Source organism: Amycolatopsis sp. DG1A-15b (genome assembly GCF_030285645.1).
Lineage (GTDB): Bacteria > Actinomycetota > Actinomycetes > Mycobacteriales > Pseudonocardiaceae > Amycolatopsis.
The window spans coordinates 3,363,569-3,381,667 of sequence record NZ_CP127296.1 but is presented as its reverse complement, the minus strand read 5'-3'; the positions used below and the strand labels follow the sequence as shown (position 1 = coordinate 3,381,667).

Here is an 18,099-nt window from a genome sequence, read left to right as displayed (position 1 = left end):
CCGCCAGAGGTCCTCGGGCGTGGTGACCCCGCCGGGGTAGCGGCACGCCATGCCGACGATGGCGATCGGTTCGTCGACGGCCGCGGTGGTCGCCACCGCGGCCGACGACGCCGTGGTGCCGCCGAGGAGCTTCCTCCGCAAGTGCTCGGCGAGCGCCGTGGGCGTCGGGTGGTCGAAGATCAGCGACGCGGGCAGCGACAGCGAAGTCGCCGCGGCGAGCCGGTTGCGCAGTTCCACCGCGGTGAGCGAGTCGAAGCCGAGGGTGCGGAACGCCTGCCCGGCGCTGACCGCGTCCGGATCGGGATGTGCGAGCACCGCGGCGGCCGTGCTCCGGACCAGGCGGAGGAGGAGCTGCCGTTGCTCGGGTTCCGGCCGGCCGGCGAGCTTGTCCGTCAGCGCCGTGCCGGACCCGGGCCCGGCGGCGACGGCGCGGCGGACCGGGGTGCGGACCAGGCCGCGCAACAGGGGATTCACGGCGTCGGCCGAGCTGAGCGTGGCGGTGTCGAGCGAGGCGGGAACGAGCAGCGAATCCGGGGTGCGGAGAGCCGCGTCGAAGAGCGCGAGGCCTTCCTCGACGGACATCGGCGCCAGCCCTGTTCGGGCGAGCCGGACCCGGTCGGCGGTCTCGAGGTGCGCGGTCATGCCGGTGGCCGGGTTCCACAGGCCCCAGGCGAGGGAGCGAATGCGGGGTTCGTTGTGCGCCAGCGCGTCGAGGAAGGTGTTGGCGGCCGCGTAGCCCGCCTGGCCGGGGGTGCCGAGGACACCCGCGGCCGAGGAGAAGAGGATGAGCGGAACGCCGGTGAGCTCGCTCAGCTGCCAGGCGGCGTCGACCTTGGGCCGGAGGACGGCGTCGAGCTGCTCGGCGGTGAGGTTGTCGACGGTCGCGTCCTCGAGCACGCCGGCGGTGTGGACGACGGCGGTCAGCGGGTGCTCGGCGGGGATGGTGCCGAGCAACCGGACGAGGGCTTCGCGGTCGCTGACGTCACAGGCCACGGCGGTGACGCCGGTGTCGGGCCCGGGATCGGTGCCGGTGCCGCGGCGGCTGGCGAGGACGACGTGCCGGACGCCGTGTCCGGTGACGAGGTGGCGCGCGAGGAGGCGGCCGAGCGTGCCGGCGCCGGTGATCAGCACGGTGCCGTCCGGGTCGAGCACCGTCGGCTCACCGGGGACGGCCGGGGCGAGCCTGGGCGCGTAGGCGGTTCCGTCTCGCAGCGCGAGTTGCGGATGGCCGAGGGGGAGTGCTGCCGGAACGTCCGTGTCGACGTCGAGGAGGCTGATCCGGCCGGGGTGCTCGGCCTGGGCGCTGCGGACCAGGCCCCACAGCGGCGCTGTCGCGAGGTCCGCTTTGCCGCCGAGACCGACCGCCTCGCGAGTCACGACGACGAGGTGGGTCTTCGCGAACCGGTCGTCGGCGAGCCACTCCTGCAGCTGCCGCACGGTTTGCCGCGTGATCTCGTGGGCCCGGGCCGGAACGTCGCCGTCGGCGGCGGGCGGGACGAGGACGGCGGTGTGCTCGCCGCCGAACTCGTCGAGCAACGCCCAGTCCGTGGTGGTCTCCGGACTGACCGCCGACCATTCGACGCGGTACAGCGAGCGCGGCGCCGCGGTGAGCCGCTCACGCGCGACCGGGCGCAGCAACAGCGAGTCCAGTGTGGACACCAGAGTGCCTGCCGGGTCCGTGGCCGTGATGCCGACAGTGCCGTCGGCGGCACGGGACAGCCGGACGCGGAGGGCCGGCGCGCCGACCGCGTGCAGCGAGGCCCCGCTCCACGAGAACGGCAGCAGGTCCGGTTCGGTTTCGCCGAGGGCACCGAGCACGAGAGGGTGAAGCGCGGCGTCGAACAGCGCCGGGTGCAGGCCGAACCCGCGGGGCTCGACACCGTCCGGGAGGCGGACGTCGGCGTAGACCTCGTCGCCGCGCCGCCAGACCGCACGCAGGCACCGGAACGCCGGGCCGTATTCGTAACCCTGCCCGGCGAGGCGTTCGTAGGCGCCGGCCAAGTCGAACGGCACGGCACCGGGTGGGGGCCACGCACCGGACGGCGGTTCCGGCGCGGCGGCCTCACCGGTGAGCAGGCCGGTGGCATGGCGGGTCCAGCTGTCGGTGTCGCCTGCGGGACGGGAATAGACACTGATCGGCCGCCGGTCCGCTGCGTCGGCCTCCCCGACGAACAGCTGCAGGGAGACGGCCGATCCGAGCGGAAGCGGAGCTTCGAGCGTGAGATCGGCGACCTGCGGGCAGCCCACCTGGTGCCCGGCGTGGAGGGCGAGCTCGAGGAACGCCGTGCCCGGAAGCAGCACGGTGCCGGCGAAGGCGTGGTCGGCGAGCCACGGGTGCGTGTCCGGGCTCAGCAGCGCGGCGAAGACGACGCCCGCGCCGTCGGCCAGCTCGACCGCCGCGCCGAGCAACGGGTGCCCGGCGGAGCCCAGGCCCGCCGCGGTGACGTCCCCGGACCGGGCCGGGGCGTCCAGCCAGTACCGCTGCCGCTCGAAGGGGTAGGTGGGCAGGTCGACCCGCCGCGCGTCGGGACCGAACACCGCCGCCCAGTCGATTTCCTGGCCGTGGGTGTGAGCGGTGGCGGCGGAGGTGAGGAAGCGGGTGAGGTTTCCTTCATCGCGTCGGAGAGTACCGATCGCGGTTCCCGTCTCGATGGTGGTGGTGAGGACGGGGTGGGGGCTGGTTTCGATGAAGAGGGTGTGGCCGTGTTGGGTGAGTTTGTCGATGGTTTGGGCGAAGTGGACGGTGGTGCTGAGGTTGTCGTACCAGTACTGGGCGTCGAGTGTCGCTGTGTCGACGGGTTCGCCGTGGAGGGTGGAGTAGAACGGGATGCCGGTGGACCGTGGTTCGAGGTCGGCGAGGATGTCGAGGAGTTCGTCGCGCAGCACGTGCATGTGCGGGGTGTGGGAGGCGTAGTCGACGGGGATCCTGCGGGCGCGGATGTCGTGTGTTTCGCAGTGGGCGAGGAGTTCGTCCAGCGCGTCGATGTCGCCGGCGACGACGGTGGCGGTGGGTCCGTTGTGGGCGGCTATGTGGATGTGTCCGGCCCAGGGGGAGAGCAGTTCGTGGGTGTCTTCGGCGGAAAGGGAAAGGGAGACCATGCCGCCGGGCCGGGCGTGGGTGCGGATGGCTTGGCTGCGGAGTGCGACGACTTTGGCGCCGTCCTGGACGGTGAGTGCGCCGATGGCGGTGGCGGCGGCGATTTCGCCTTGGGAGTGTCCGATGACGGCGGTGGGGGGGACGCCGATGGAGCGCCAGAGTTCGGCGAGGGAGACCATGACGGCCCAGAGGGCGGGTTGGACGATGTCGACGCGGTCGAGGGCGGTTTGGTTGCGAAGAATGTCGAGGAGTGACCAGTCGCAGTATTCGGTGAGGGCGTCGGCGCATTCCTGCATGCGGGCGGCGAAGACCGGGGAGGTGTCGAGGAGGTCGACGGCCATTCCGGCCCACTGCGAACCCTGACCCGGGAACACGAACACCGGCTTGGCCGCTCCGGCCGTTCCGGTGACGACGTGTGCGGCGGGCACATCTGCGGCCAAGCCGGCGAGGCCACTCCGGAACTCCTCGGCGTCAGCGGCCACGACCGCCGCGCGGTGCTGGAGTGCCGGCCTCGTCGTGGCGAGCGAGAAACCGACGTCCACCGGGTCGAGGTCCACTACGGACAGCAACCGCTCGGCCTGCGCCCGCAGCGCCGCCGGTGACTGCGCCGAGAGGACCCACGGCACGACCCGGCGTCGCGGATCCCGGTCGGGTGCGGGCTCGGCGGCCGGTGGCTCCTCGATGATCAGGTGCGCGTTCGTGCCGCTGATGCCGAACGACGACACCGCGGCCCGGCGTGGCCGGTCGACGTCGGGCCACTCCCGGGCCTCGGTGAGCAGCGAGACGGCACCGGAGTTCCAGTCCACGTGCGGGGAGGGCGCGTCGACGTGCAGGGTCCTCGGCAGCTGCCGGTGGTTCAGCGCCCCGGTCATCTTGATCAATGCGGCCACCCCGGCCGCCGCCTGGGTGTGCCCGATGTTGGACTTGATCGAGCCGAGCCACAGCGGCTCGGACCGGTCCTGCCCGTAGGTGGCCAGCAAGGCCTGCGCTTCGATCGGGTCGCCGAGCGTCGTCCCGGTGCCGTGCGCCTCGACCACGTCGACGTCCGATGTGGACAGACAGGCGTTGGCGAGGGCCTGCCGGATCACCCGTTCCTGGGAGGGGCCGTTCGGCGCGGTGAGGCCGTTGGACGCGCCGTCGGAGTTCACCGCGGAACCGCGGATGACGGCCAGCACCGGGTGCCCGTTCCGCTCGGCGTCGGAGAGCCGTTCGAGGACGAGCATTCCGGCACCCTCACCCCACCCGGTGCCGTCGGCGCCGGCGGCGAACGACTTGCACCGGCCGTCGGGGGCCAGCCCCCGCTGGCGACTGAACTCGATGAACGTCGTCGGCGTCGCCATCACGGCCACTCCGCCGGCGAGCGCGAGATCGCATTCACCGGTGCGCAGCGACTGCGCGGCCAGGTGGGTCGCCACCAGGGACGACGAGCACGCGGTGTCGACCGTGACGGCCGGGCCCTCCAGCCCGAGCGTGTACGACACCCGGCCGGACACGACGCTCGCCTGGTTCCCGGCGAGGAGGAACCCTTCGAAGCCCTCCGGCGCCGGGGAGAGGCGCGAACCGTAGTCGTTGTACATCACGCCGGCGAACACGCCGGTCTTGCTGCCGCGCAGGGAAACCGGGTCGATGCCCGCCCGTTCGACGGCCTCCCAGGACGTCTCCAGGAGCAGCCGCTGCTGGGGGTCGGTGGCGAGCGCCTCGCGCGGGCTGATGCCGAAGAACGCCGGGTCGAACAGGCCGGCCTCGTACAGGAACCCGCCGTACCGGGTGCTCGACCGGCCCGTCCGGTCCGGATCCGGGTCGTGCAGGTCTGCGGGCCAGCCGCGATCGGCCGGGAACTCGCCGATGGCGTCGATGCCGTCGGCGACGAGCTGCCACAGCTCTTCCGGCGTGCGGACGCCGCCGGGGAACCGGCAAGCCATGCCGACGATCGCGATGGGGTCGCCTGCCACGGCGGCGGTGCTCGCCGCGGCAGGTCGCACGGCGCGGGTACCGAGAAGCTCGTCGCGCAGGAAGTCCGCCATCGCGGCGACCGTGGGCCGGTCGAAGACGACGGTGGCGGGCAGCCGGAGCCCGGTCGCGGTGGCCAGCCGGTTGCGCAACTCGACCGCGGTGAGCGAGTCGAACCCGAGATCCTTGAACGCCCGGTGCGCGTCGATGGTCTCCGCGGTGGCGTGACCGAGTACGGTCGCCACCCGCGACCGCACGAGGTCGACCATCGCCTGGTCCTGCTCGGCGGGCGGCAGCGCGGCGAGCCGTTCGGTCCACGACGTACTGCCGCCGGACGCGGCCGTGCGGCGTGCCGGTGCGCGGACCAGCGCGCGGAACAGCGCGGGCACGCCGGAGGATGCCTGGGCGCGGACCGCGGCGAGGTCGAGCCGGGCGGGCAGGAGGTGCGCGTCGTCGAGGCCGAGTGCCGCGTCGAACAGCGCGAGCCCTCGCCCGGCCGGGAACGAGCCGATGCCCGCGCGGCTCATCCGGGCCACGTCGGTCTCGTCGAGGTGCCCGGTCATGCCGGTGGCGTCCGCCCAGAGCCCCCAGCCCAGCGACAGCGCCGGCAGGCCGCGAGCGCGGCGGTGGTGAGCCAGCGCGTCGAGGAAGGCGTTGGCGGCCGAATAGTTGGCCTGCCCGGCGCCGCCGACCGTGGCCACCACGGATGAGAAGAGCACGAACGCGGTCAACGGCAGGTGTGCGGTGAGCTCGTGGAGGTGCCACGCGGCGTCGGCCTTGGGCGCCAGCACGCGCTCAAGCTGCCCGGCGGTGAGGGTCTCGACGGTGGCGTCGTCGAGGACACCGGCGGTGTGCACGACGGCGGTGAGCGGGTGCTCGGCCGGGATGGCGCCGAGCAGCCGGGCCAGCGCTTCGCGGTCGGCGACGTCGCAGGCGGCGACGCTGACCTGAGCGCCGAGCGCGGTGAGTTCCGCGGTCAGCTCGGTGGCGCCTTCGGCGTCGAGCCCGCGGCGGCTGGTGAGCAGGAGGTGGCGCGCGCCGTGCGTGGTGACCAGGTGCCGCGCGATGAGCGCGCCCAGCGTCCCGGTGCCGCCGGTGATCAGCACGGTGCCGTCCGGGTCGAGCCGGGTGCCGGTCGTGGCCGTGGTGGACCCGGCGCGGGCGAGGCGCGGGACGGACACCTTGCCGTCGCGGAGCTTCAGCTGCGGCTCGCCGGTGGCGAGCGCGGCCGGGACCAGCGCGGCGGACGCCGGGTCCGCGTCGAGCAGCACGAACCGGTCCGGGTGCTCCGACTGCGCGCTGCGCACCAGGCCGCCGACGGCGGCGGACACGATGTCGTCGCCGATCCCGAAGACCAGGTGCGAGCCGGTGAACCGGGGTTCCGCGAGCCAGCACCGGATCAGGTCGAGCGCCTGCCGGGTCGCGGTGTGCGCGGCCGCGGGCAGCTTGCCGGCCGGGGACACCCGGACGACGACCCGGTCCGGAACCTCCTCGGGCACCTCGTCGAGGCCGGCGAATTCGCGGGGATCGCCGTCCGCGGCGCCGGGTGCGATCTCCGTCCACTCGAGACGGAAGAGGTCATCGGAGCGTCCGGTGTGCGGCTCGAGGGTGGCCGGGCGGAAGGTCAACGACTCGACCACGGCCACGGTGAGCCCGGCGGCGTCGGCCAGGGTCAGGGCCGCGTCGTCGGGTCCGTTGGCCGAAAGCCGGACTCGCAGCGAAGACGCGCCGACGGCGTGCAGCGACACGCCGGACCACGAGAACGGCAGCAGCGCCGTGGTCCCGCCGATGCCTTCGATCGCGCCGAGCACCAGGGGGTGCAGGGCGGAGTCCAGGAGTGCCGGGTGCAAGCCGAACCCGGCGGTGCCGGTCTCTTCGGGCAGCGCGATCTCGGCGTAGACGTCGGCACCGAGACGCCACGCCGAACGCAGTCCCCGGAAAGCCGGGCCGTACTCGTACCCCAGCGTGGCCAGCCGGTCGTAGCAGTCCGTGAGCTCCAGCGCAGTGGCGCCCGCGGGTGGCCACACCGTGAGGCCGGTGTCGGGAGGCGCGACGGCCTGCTCGAGCACGCCGGTGGCGTGGCAGGTCCACGGGTGCTCGGTGAGGGCGCTCTCGTCTCCGGCCGGTCGCGAATGGACGGTGAGCGAGCGGCGGCCGGTCTCGTCCGGGTCACCGACGGCGACCTGCAGCTGCACGCCGCCGTCGGGCAGCGCCAGCGGAGCCTGCACGGTGAGCTCGGCGACCCGGCCGCAACCGGCCAGATCACCGGCGTGGCAGGCCAGGTCGACGAAGGCGGCACCGGGGACGAGCACGGTCCCGCCGACCGCGTGGTCGGCGAGCCACGGCTGTGCGCGAAGCGACAGCCGTCCGGTGAGGACGAGACCGTCGCCGGTGGCGAGGGCGACGGCCGCACCGAGCAGGGGGTGGTCGCTGGGGGCGAGCCCGAGGTCGGTTCCGGCCGTGCCCGCCGGGGCGTCCAGCCAGTGCCGCTGCCGCTCGAAGGGGTAGGTGGGCAGGTCAACCGGCCGCGACCGCGGCCAGCCCACGGCCGCGTCCCAGTCGATTTCCTGTCCGTGGGTGTGGGCGGTGGCGGCGGAGGTGAGGAAGCGGGTGAGGGTTCCTTCGTCGCGTCGGAGGGTGCCGATGGCGGTGGTGGTGCCGGTGTCGATGGTGGTGGTGAGGACGGGGTGGGGGCTGGTTTCGATGAAGAGGGTGTGGCCGTGTTGGGTGAGTTTGTCGATGGTTTGGGCGAAGTGGACGGTGGTGCTGAGGTTGTCGTACCAGTACTGGGCGTCGAGTGTCGCTGTGTCGACGGGTTCGCCGTGGAGGGTGGAGTAGAACGGGATGCCGGTGGACCGTGGTTCGAGGTCGGCGAGGAGGTGGAGGAGTTCGTCGCGCAGCACGTGCATGTGCGGGGTGTGGGAGGCGTAGTCGACGGGGATCCTGCGGGCGCGGATGTCGTGTGTTTCGCAGTGGGCGAGGAGTTCGTCCAGCGCGTCGATGTCGCCGGCGACGACGGTGGCGGTGGGTCCGTTGTGGGCGGCTATGTGGATGTGTCCGGCCCAGGGGGAGAGCAGTTCGTGGGTGTCTTCGGCGGAAAGGGAAAGGGAGACCATGCCGCCGGGCCGGGCGTGGGTGCGGATGGCTTGGCTGCGGAGTGCGACGACTTTGGCGCCGTCCTGGACGGTGAGTGCGCCGATGGCGGTGGCGGCGGCGATTTCGCCTTGGGAGTGTCCGATGACGGCGGTGGGGGGGACGCCGATGGAGCGCCAGAGTTCGGCGAGGGAGACCATGACGGCCCAGAGGGCGGGTTGGACGATGTCGACGCGGTCGAGGGCGGTTTGGTTGCGAAGAATGTCGAGGAGTGACCAGTCGCAGTATTCGGTGAGGGCGTCGGCGCATTCCTGCATGCGGGCGGCGAAGACCGGGGAGGTGTCGAGGAGGTCGACGGCCATTCCGGCCCACTGCGAACCCTGACCCGGGAACACGAACACCGGCTTGGCCGCTCCGGCCGTTCCGGTGACGACGTGTGCGGCGGGCACATCTGCGGCCAAGCCGGCGAGGCCACTCCGGAACTCCTCGGCGTCAGCGGCCACGACCGCCGCGCGGTGCTGGAGTGCCGGCCTCGTCGTGGCGAGCGAGAAACCGACGTCCACCGGGTCGAGGTCCACTACGGACAGCAACCGCTCGGCCTGCGCCCGCAGCGCCGCCGGTGACTGCGCCGAGAGGACCCACGGCACGACCCGGCGTCGCGGATCCCGGTCGGGTGCGGGCTCGGCGGCCGGTGGCTCCTCGATGATCAGGTGCGCGTTCGTGCCGCTGATGCCGAACGACGACACCGCGGCCCGGCGTGGCCGGTCGACGTCGGGCCACTCCCGGGCCTCGGTGAGCAGCGAGACGGCACCGGAGTTCCAGTCCACGTGCGGGGAGGGCGCGTCGACGTGCAGGGTCCTCGGCAGCTGCCGGTGGTTCAGCGCCCCGGTCATCTTGATCAATGCGGCCACCCCGGCCGCCGCCTGGGTGTGCCCGATGTTGGACTTGATCGAGCCGAGCCACAGCGGCTCGGACCGGTCCTGCCCGTAGGTGGCCAGCAAGGCCTGCGCTTCGATCGGGTCGCCGAGCGTCGTCCCGGTGCCGTGCGCCTCGACCACGTCGACGTCCGATGTGGACAGACAGGCGTTGGCGAGGGCCTGCCGGATCACCCGTTCCTGGGAGGGGCCGTTCGGCGCGGTGAGGCCGTTGGACGCGCCGTCGGAGTTCACCGCGGAACCGCGGATGACGGCCAGCACCGGGTGCCCGTTCCGCTCGGCGTCGGAGAGCCGTTCGAGGACGAGCATTCCGGCACCCTCACCCCACCCGGTGCCGTCGGCGCCGGCGGCGAACGACTTGCACCGGCCGTCGGGGGCCAGCCCCCGCTGGCGACTGAACTCGATGAACGTCGTCGGCGTCGCCATCACGGCCACTCCGCCGGCGAGCGCGAGATCGCATTCACCGGTGCGCAGCGACTGCGCGGCCAGGTGGGTCGCCACCAGGGACGACGAGCACGCGGTGTCGACCGTGACGGCCGGGCCCTCCAGCCCGAGCGTGTACGACACCCGGCCGGACACGACGCTCGCCTGGTTCCCGGCGAGGAGGAACCCTTCGAAGCCCTCCGGCGCCGGGGAGAGGCGCGAACCGTAGTCGTTGTACATCACGCCGGCGAACACGCCGGTCTTGCTGCCGCGCAGGGAAACCGGGTCGATGCCCGCCCGTTCGACGGCCTCCCAGGACGTCTCCAGGAGCAGCCGCTGCTGGGGGTCGGTGGCGAGCGCCTCGCGCGGGCTGATGCCGAAGAACGCCGGGTCGAACAGGCCGGCCTCGTACAGGAACCCGCCGTACCGGGTGCTCGACCGGCCCGTCCGGTCCGGATCCGGGTCGTGCAGGTCTGCGGGCCAGCCGCGATCGGCCGGGAACTCGCCGATGGCGTCGATGCCGTCGGCGACGAGCTGCCACAGCTCTTCCGGCGTGCGGACGCCGCCGGGGAACCGGCAAGCCATGCCGACGATCGCGATGGGGTCGCCTGCCACGGCGGCGGTGCTCGCCGCGGCAGGTCGCACGGCGCGGGTACCGAGAAGCTCGTCGCGCAGGAAGTCCGCCATCGCGGCGACCGTGGGCCGGTCGAAGACGACGGTGGCGGGCAGCCGGAGCCCGGTCGCGGTGGCCAGCCGGTTGCGCAACTCGACCGCGGTGAGCGAGTCGAACCCGAGATCCTTGAACGCCCGGTGCGCGTCGATGGTCTCCGCGGTGGCGTGACCGAGTACGGTCGCCACCCGCGACCGCACGAGGTCGACCATCGCCTGGTCCTGCTCGGCGGGCGGCAGCGCGGCGAGCCGTTCGGTCCACGACGTACTGCCGCCGGACGCGGCCGTGCGGCGTGCCGGTGCGCGGACCAGCGCGCGGAACAGCGCGGGCACGCCGGAGGATGCCTGGGCGCGGACCGCGGCGAGGTCGAGCCGGGCGGGCAGGAGGTGCGCGTCGTCGAGGCCGAGTGCCGCGTCGAACAGCGCGAGCCCTCGCCCGGCCGGGAACGAGCCGATGCCCGCGCGGCTCATCCGGGCCACGTCGGTCTCGTCGAGGTGCCCGGTCATGCCGGTGGCGTCCGCCCAGAGCCCCCAGCCCAGCGACAGCGCCGGCAGGCCGCGAGCGCGGCGGTGGTGAGCCAGCGCGTCGAGGAAGGCGTTGGCGGCCGAATAGTTGGCCTGCCCGGCGCCGCCGACCGTGGCCACCACGGATGAGAAGAGCACGAACGCGGTCAACGGCAGGTGTGCGGTGAGCTCGTGGAGGTGCCACGCGGCGTCGGCCTTGGGCGCCAGCACGCGCTCAAGCTGCCCGGCGGTGAGGGTCTCGACGGTGGCGTCGTCGAGGACACCGGCGGTGTGCACGACGGCGGTGAGCGGGTGCTCGGCCGGGATGGCGCCGAGCAGCCGGGCCAGCGCTTCGCGGTCGGCGACGTCGCAGGCGGCGACGCTGACCTGAGCGCCGAGCGCGGTGAGTTCCGCGGTCAGCTCGGTGGCGCCTTCGGCGTCGAGCCCGCGGCGGCTGGTGAGCAGGAGGTGGCGCGCGCCGTGCGTGGTGACCAGGTGCCGCGCGATGAGCGCGCCCAGCGTCCCGGTGCCGCCGGTGATCAGCACGGTGCCGTCCGGGTCGAGCCGGGTGCCGGTCGTGGCCGTGGTGGACCCGGCGCGGGCGAGGCGCGGGACGGACACCTTGCCGTCGCGGAGCTTCAGCTGCGGCTCGCCGGTGGCGAGCGCGGCCGGGACCAGCGCGGCGGACGCCGGGTCCGCGTCGAGCAGCACGAACCGGTCCGGGTGCTCCGACTGCGCGCTGCGCACCAGGCCGCCGACGGCGGCGGACACGATGTCGTCGCCGATCCCGAAGACCAGGTGCGAGCCGGTGAACCGGGGTTCCGCGAGCCAGCACCGGATCAGGTCGAGCGCCTGCCGGGTCGCGGTGTGCGCGGCCGCGGGCAGCTTGCCGGCCGGGGACACCCGGACGACGACCCGGTCCGGAACCTCCTCGGGCACCTCGTCGAGGCCGGCGAATTCGCGGGGATCGCCGTCCGCGGCGCCGGGTGCGATCTCCGTCCACTCGAGACGGAAGAGGTCATCGGAGCGTCCGGTGTGCGGCTCGAGGGTGGCCGGGCGGAAGGTCAACGACTCGACCACGGCCACGGTGAGCCCGGCGGCGTCGGCCAGGGTCAGGGCCGCGTCGTCGGGTCCGTTGGCCGAAAGCCGGACTCGCAGCGAAGACGCGCCGACGGCGTGCAGCGACACGCCGGACCACGAGAACGGCAGCAGCGCCGTGGTCCCGCCGATGCCTTCGATCGCGCCGAGCACCAGGGGGTGCAGGGCGGAGTCCAGGAGTGCCGGGTGCAAGCCGAACCCGGCGGTGCCGGTCTCTTCGGGCAGCGCGATCTCGGCGTAGACGTCGGCACCGAGACGCCACGCCGAACGCAGTCCCCGGAAAGCCGGGCCGTACTCGTACCCCAGCGTGGCCAGCCGGTCGTAGCAGTCCGTGAGCTCCAGCGCAGTGGCGCCCGCGGGTGGCCACACCGTGAGGCCGGTGTCGGGAGGCGCGACGGCCTGCTCGAGCACGCCGGTGGCGTGGCAGGTCCACGGGTGCTCGGTGAGGGCGCTCTCGTCTCCGGCCGGTCGCGAATGGACGGTGAGCGAGCGGCGGCCGGTCTCGTCCGGGTCACCGACGGCGACCTGCAGCTGCACGCCGCCGTCGGGCAGCGCCAGCGGAGCCTGCACGGTGAGCTCGGCGACCCGGCCGCAACCGGCCAGATCACCGGCGTGGCAGGCCAGGTCGACGAAGGCGGCACCGGGGACGAGCACGGTCCCGCCGACCGCGTGGTCGGCGAGCCACGGCTGTGCGCGAAGCGACAGCCGTCCGGTGAGGACGAGACCGTCGCCGGTGGCGAGGGCGACGGCCGCACCGAGCAGGGGGTGGTCGCTGGGGGCGAGCCCGAGGTCGGTTCCGGCCGTGCCCGCCGGGGCGTCCAGCCAGTGCCGCTGCCGCTCGAAGGGGTAGGTGGGCAGGTCAACCGGCCGCGACCGCGGCCAGCCCACGGCCGCGTCCCAGTCGATTTCCTGTCCGTGGGTGTGGGCGGTGGCGGCGGAGGTGAGGAAGCGGGTGAGGGTTCCTTCGTCGCGTCGGAGGGTGCCGATGGCGGTGGTGGTGCCGGTGTCGATGGTGGTGGTGAGGACGGGGTGGGGGCTGGTTTCGATGAAGAGGGTGTGGCCGTGTTGGGTGAGTTTGTCGATGGTTTGGGCGAAGTGGACGGTGGTGCTGAGGTTGTCGTACCAGTACTGGGCGTCGAGTGTCGCTGTGTCGACGGGTTCGCCGTGGAGGGTGGAGTAGAACGGGATGCCGGTGGACCGTGGTTCGAGGTCGGCGAGGAGGTGGAGGAGTTCGTCGCGCAGCACGTGCATGTGCGGGGTGTGGGAGGCGTAGTCGACGGGGATCCTGCGGGCGCGGATGTCGTGTGTTTCGCAGTGGGCGAGGAGTTCGTCCAGCGCGTCGATGTCGCCGGCGACGACGGTGGCGGTGGGTCCGTTGTGGGCGGCTATGTGGATGTGTCCGGCCCAGGGGGAGAGCAGTTCGTGGGTGTCTTCGGCGGAAAGGGAAAGGGAGACCATGCCGCCGGGCCGGGCGTGGGTGCGGATGGCTTGGCTGCGGAGTGCGACGACTTTGGCGCCGTCCTGGACGGTGAGTGCGCCGATGGCGGTGGCGGCGGCGATTTCGCCTTGGGAGTGTCCGATGACGGCGGTGGGGGGACGCCGATGGAGCGCCAGAGTTCGGCGAAGGGAGACCATGACGGCCCAGAGGGCGGGTTGGACGATGTCGACGCGGTCGAGGGCGGTTTGGTTGCGGAGGGTGTCGAGAAGTGACCAGTCGCAGTATTCGGCAAGGGCGTCGGCGCATTCCTGCATGCGGGCGGCGAAGGTGGGGGAGGTGTCGAGGAGGTCGACGGCCATTCCGGCCCACTGCGAACCCTGACCCGGGAACACGAACACCGGACGCTGTCCCGACCGCGCCACGCCCTGGACCAGCTCCGCCGCCGGTTCGCCCGCGGCGAGGGCGGCCAAGCCGCGCAGCAGCCCGTCGGCGTCTCCGGCCACGACCACCGCACGATGGTCGAGCGCCGCGCGCGTGGTGGCCAGCGAACGGCCCACCGCCGCGAGATCCGCGCCGGCCAGTTCTCGCAGCTGCGCCGCCTGCGCCCGCAGGGCGTTCTCGGTCCTCGCCGACACCGGCCACACCACCGGGCCGTCGAACGGCTCGATCTCGCCGGGCTCGTCCGGGGCCTCCTCGACGATCAGGTGCGCGTTGGTGCCGCTGATGCCGAACGACGACACCGCGGCCCGCCGCGGCCGGTCACCGCGTTCCCAGGAGATCGGCTCGTTGAGCAGCGCGACACTCCCGGACGACCAGTCGACGTGCGGCGTCGGCTCGTCCGCGTGCAGGGTCTTGGGCAGCAGGCCGTGCCGCAGCGCCAGCACCATCTTGATCACCCCGCCGACACCCGCGGCGGCCTGGGTGTGGCCGATGTTCGACTTGAGCGAGCCGAGCCACAGCGGTTCGGCCCGGTCCTGGCCGTAGGTGGCGATCAGCGCGCCGGCCTCGATCGGGTCGCCCAGGCTCGTGCCGGTGCCGTGTGCCTCCACCACGTCGACGTCCGACGGAGACAGCCCGGCGGTGGCGAGCGCCTGCCGGATGACGCGTTCCTGGGACGGCCCGTTCGGCGCCGTGAGGCCGTTGGACGCGCCGTCCTGGTTGATCGCGGAGCCGCGGAGCACGGCCAGCACGCGGTGCCCGTTGCGCTGCGCGTCGGAAAGCCGTTCCAGGACGACCATCCCGGCACCCTCGGCCCAGCTGGTGCCGTTCGCGCCGGCGCCGAACGCCTTGCTGCGCCCATCCGCGGCCAGCCCGCGTTGCCTGCTGAACTCGACGAACATGCCGGGGTGCGCCATCACGGCCGCGCCACCGGCCAGCGCCAGCCGGCATTCACCCTGGCGCAGCGCGGACCTCGCCATGTGCAGCGCCACCAGCGACGACGAGCACGCGGTGTCGACGGTGACCGCCGGGCCGCCGAGGCCGAGCACGTAGGAGATCCGGCCGGAGGCGACGCTGACCGTGCTGCCGGTCAGCAGGTAGCCGTCGAACCCGTCGGCGGCCTCGTGCAGCCGCGGCCCGTAGTCCTGGGCCATCGCACCGACGAACACGCCGACCGGCTCGTCCTGGAGCCGGTCGGGGGCGATCCCGGCGCGTTCGAGGGCCTCCCATGACGTCTCCAGCAGCAGTCGCTGTTGCGGATCCATCGCCGCGGCCTCGCGCGGGCTGATGCCGAAGAACGCGGGATCGAACCGGTCCGCGTCGTGCAGGAACCCGCCGTGGCGGACGTAGGAGGTGCCCGGCGTGGCCGGGTCCGGGTCGTACAGCCGGTCGAGGTCCCAGCCGCGGTTGACCGGGAACTCCGAGATCGCGTCGCGCTGCTCGGTCAGCAGCAGCCACAGGTCCTCGGGAGAGCGGACGTCGCCCGGGTAGCGGCAGGCCATGCCGACGATGGCGATCGGTTCATCGGGCACGGCGGTCGTGGTGCCGGGCGTGGCCGCGCCCGGCTTCCCGCCGCTCATCCGTTCGCGCAGCGCCTCGACCAGGCGCCGCGGGGTGGGGTGGTCGAACAGCAACGTCGGCGGCAGCCGCAACCCGGTGGCGGCGGCCAGCCGATCGCGCAGCTCGACCGACATCAGGGAGTCGAAGCCGAGGTCCCGGAAGGTGCCGGACATCTCGACCGCGCCGGAGGTCACGTGCCCGAGCACGATCGCGACCGTCGTCCGCACCAGCTCCAGGACTTCGTGCTCGCCGGGCACGTGTTCCGGTGTCTCCGCTACGGGCGTTTCGGCGGCGGGAAGCCGCGGCCGGGCCGCGGTGGACGAGAGCCAGTACGGCTGACGCTGGAACGCGTAGGTGGGCACATCGACCGGGCGTGCCGCCGGTGCGACGGTGGCGAACACCGCCCGCCAGTCGACTTCCCCGCCGGTCACGTGGACCCCGGCGAGTGCGGTGAGCACCGATGTCCGCTCGGGAACGCCCTTGCGCAAAACGGAACTGGTCTGTCCATCATGGACGATCGACCGGACGGCGGTCGCGAGTGCCCCGCCGGGGCCGAGTTCGAGATACCGGCCGGTCCCTTCGGCTTCCAGGGTGCGTACGGCGTCGGCGAAGCGCACCGCACGCCGGACGTGGTCGGTCCAGTAGCCCGGCGAGCCCAGCTCGGCTGGTTCGGCGAGCCGGCCGGTGAGGGTCGAGACCACCGGGATCCGCGGCGGGTGGAACGTCACGGTTTCCGCCACCGCGCGGAAGCCGTCCAGCATGGCGTCCATGTGCGGCGAATGGAAGGCGTGGCTGACCGTGAGCCGTTTGGTGCGCCGGCCGAGCTGCTCGAAGTGGACGGTGACCGCGGCGACGGCGTCGTCGTCCCCGGACACCACCACCGCGGTGGGCCCGTTGATCGCGGCGAGGTCCACCCGGCCGGTCAGCAGCGGCCGGATCTCCTCCTCGGTGGCCTCGACGGCGGCCATCGCGCCGCCGCGGGGCAGTTCCTCCATCAACCGGCCGCGCGCGGCGACCAGCTTCGCAGCGTCCTCGAGCGTCAGGACCCCGGCGACGTGCGCGGCGGCGTACTCGCCGATCGAATGGCCCGCGACGTGCCCGGCCCGCAGGCCGAAGGACTCGAACAGCCGGTACAGGGCGGTTTCGACGGCGAACAGCGCGGGCTGGGTGTAGCCGGTGCGGTCGAGCAGCGCGGCATCCTCCGCCCAGACGACGTCGCGCAGCGGCCGGTCGAGATACGGCTGAAGCGCGGCACAGACCTCGTCGAACGCGGTCCGGAACACCCCGAAGCAGTCGTACAGTTCGCGGCCCATCCCGGCGTACTGCGAACCCTGACCGGTGAACAGGACGGCGGTGCGGCCGTCGGTCACCGACCCGGTGACCACGTTCGCCGCCGGCGCGCCCGCGGCGAGCGCCCGCAAACCGTCCCGGAAGCCGGCCGGATCTTCGGCGATGACCGCGGCCCGGCGCTCGAACGCCGTGCGGTGCGTGGCCAGCGACAAGCCGGCCCCGGCGGCATCCTGACCGTCCCAAGCGGACAGGAGCCGATCCGCGGCCGCACGCACCGCCTCGCCGGTGCGTCCGGAAAGCAGCCACGGCACCGGGCCCGCTGTGGTCGGGACAGGCCGGGCGGGGCCCGCGGGGGGCTCCGAGACGACGAGGTGGCAGTTCGTCCCACCCATGCCGAACGACGACACGCCGGCGAGCAGCGGCCGGTCCGTGGCGGGCCACGCGCCGTGCCGCCGCCGCACTTCCAGGTTGAGCTCGCCGAGGGGGATGTCCGGGTTCGGGATGGCGAAGTTGAGACTCGGCGGGAGTTCGCGGTGCGTGAGGCTGAGGGCCACCTTGAGCAGCCCGACGATCCCGGCGGCGCCTTCGAGGTGGCCGACGTTGGTCTTCGCGGAACCCACCTGCAGCGGTGTGGTGCGCCCGGCGGCGAACACCGCGCCGAGCGCGGCCGCTTCGATCGGGTCGCCGACCCGGGTGCCGGTGCCGTGCAGTTCGACGTAGGAGACGTCGGCGGGCGTTACGCCCGCCCGCGCGTATGCCCGGCGCAGCACGGCTTCCTGCGCGTCGCGGCTCGGCACGGTGAGGCCGTCGGTGGCGCCGTCGTTGTTCACCGCGCCGCCCCGGATCACGCAGTGGATCCGGTCGCCGTCGGCCAGCGCCGCGTCCAGTGGCTTGAGGACGACCAGCCCGCCACCCTCGCCGCGGACGTAGCCGTTGGCGCGGGCATCGAAGGTGTAGCAGCGGCCGTCGGGGGAGAGCCCGCCGAAACGCACCACGCCCAGCGTGCTCTCGGCGAGCAGGGCGAGGTTCACGCCGCCCGCCAGGGCCAAGGTGGACTCGCCGCGATGCAGGCTTTCGCACGCGAGGTGCACGGCCACGAGCGACGACGCCTGCGCGGCGTCGGTCGCGAGACTCGGGCCCCGCAGGCCGAATGTGTAGGAAAGCCGGTTCGCGATGATGCCGCGGGTCGCGCCGGTGACCGTGTGCTGGGTGATCGTCTCCGGTCCGCCGGTGTAGGAAAGAGTGGCGTAGTCGTCCCAGATCGCGCCGACGAACACGCCGGTGCTGCTGCCGCGCAGGTCGGCCGGGACGATCCGCGCGTCCTCCAGCGCCTCCCAGCCGAGCTCCAGCATCAGCCGCTGCTGGGGGTCCATCGCGGCGGCTTCGCGCGGTGAAATCCCGAAGAACCCGGCATCGAAGTCCTCGACGCCGTCGAGGAATCCGCCGAATCGGTGAGGCAGTGATTCGCCGGCCCACCGGCCCTCGGGTGCCTCGGTGATCGCGTCGACCCCATCGCGGAGCAGCCGCCAGAACTGCTCCGGATCGTGCGCTTTCGGCAGCCGGCAGGCCAGCCCGATCACGGCGATCGGCTCGAACTCGCTCAT

At 73.2% G+C, this 18,099-nt stretch carries 1 protein-coding gene (running past one end of the window); it reads right to left on the bottom strand.

Annotation, left to right across the window (positions count from 1 at the left end; all coding sequences use genetic code 11):
• Nucleotides 1–18,099: the 5' portion of a type I polyketide synthase gene (locus QRY02_RS15435; protein WP_285992208.1), read on the bottom strand. Its footprint begins 10,056 nt before the window's first position; the window shows 18,099 of its 28,155 coding nt (coding positions 1–18,099); it begins with the start codon at nucleotides 18,097–18,099; its stop codon lies beyond the left edge, outside the window.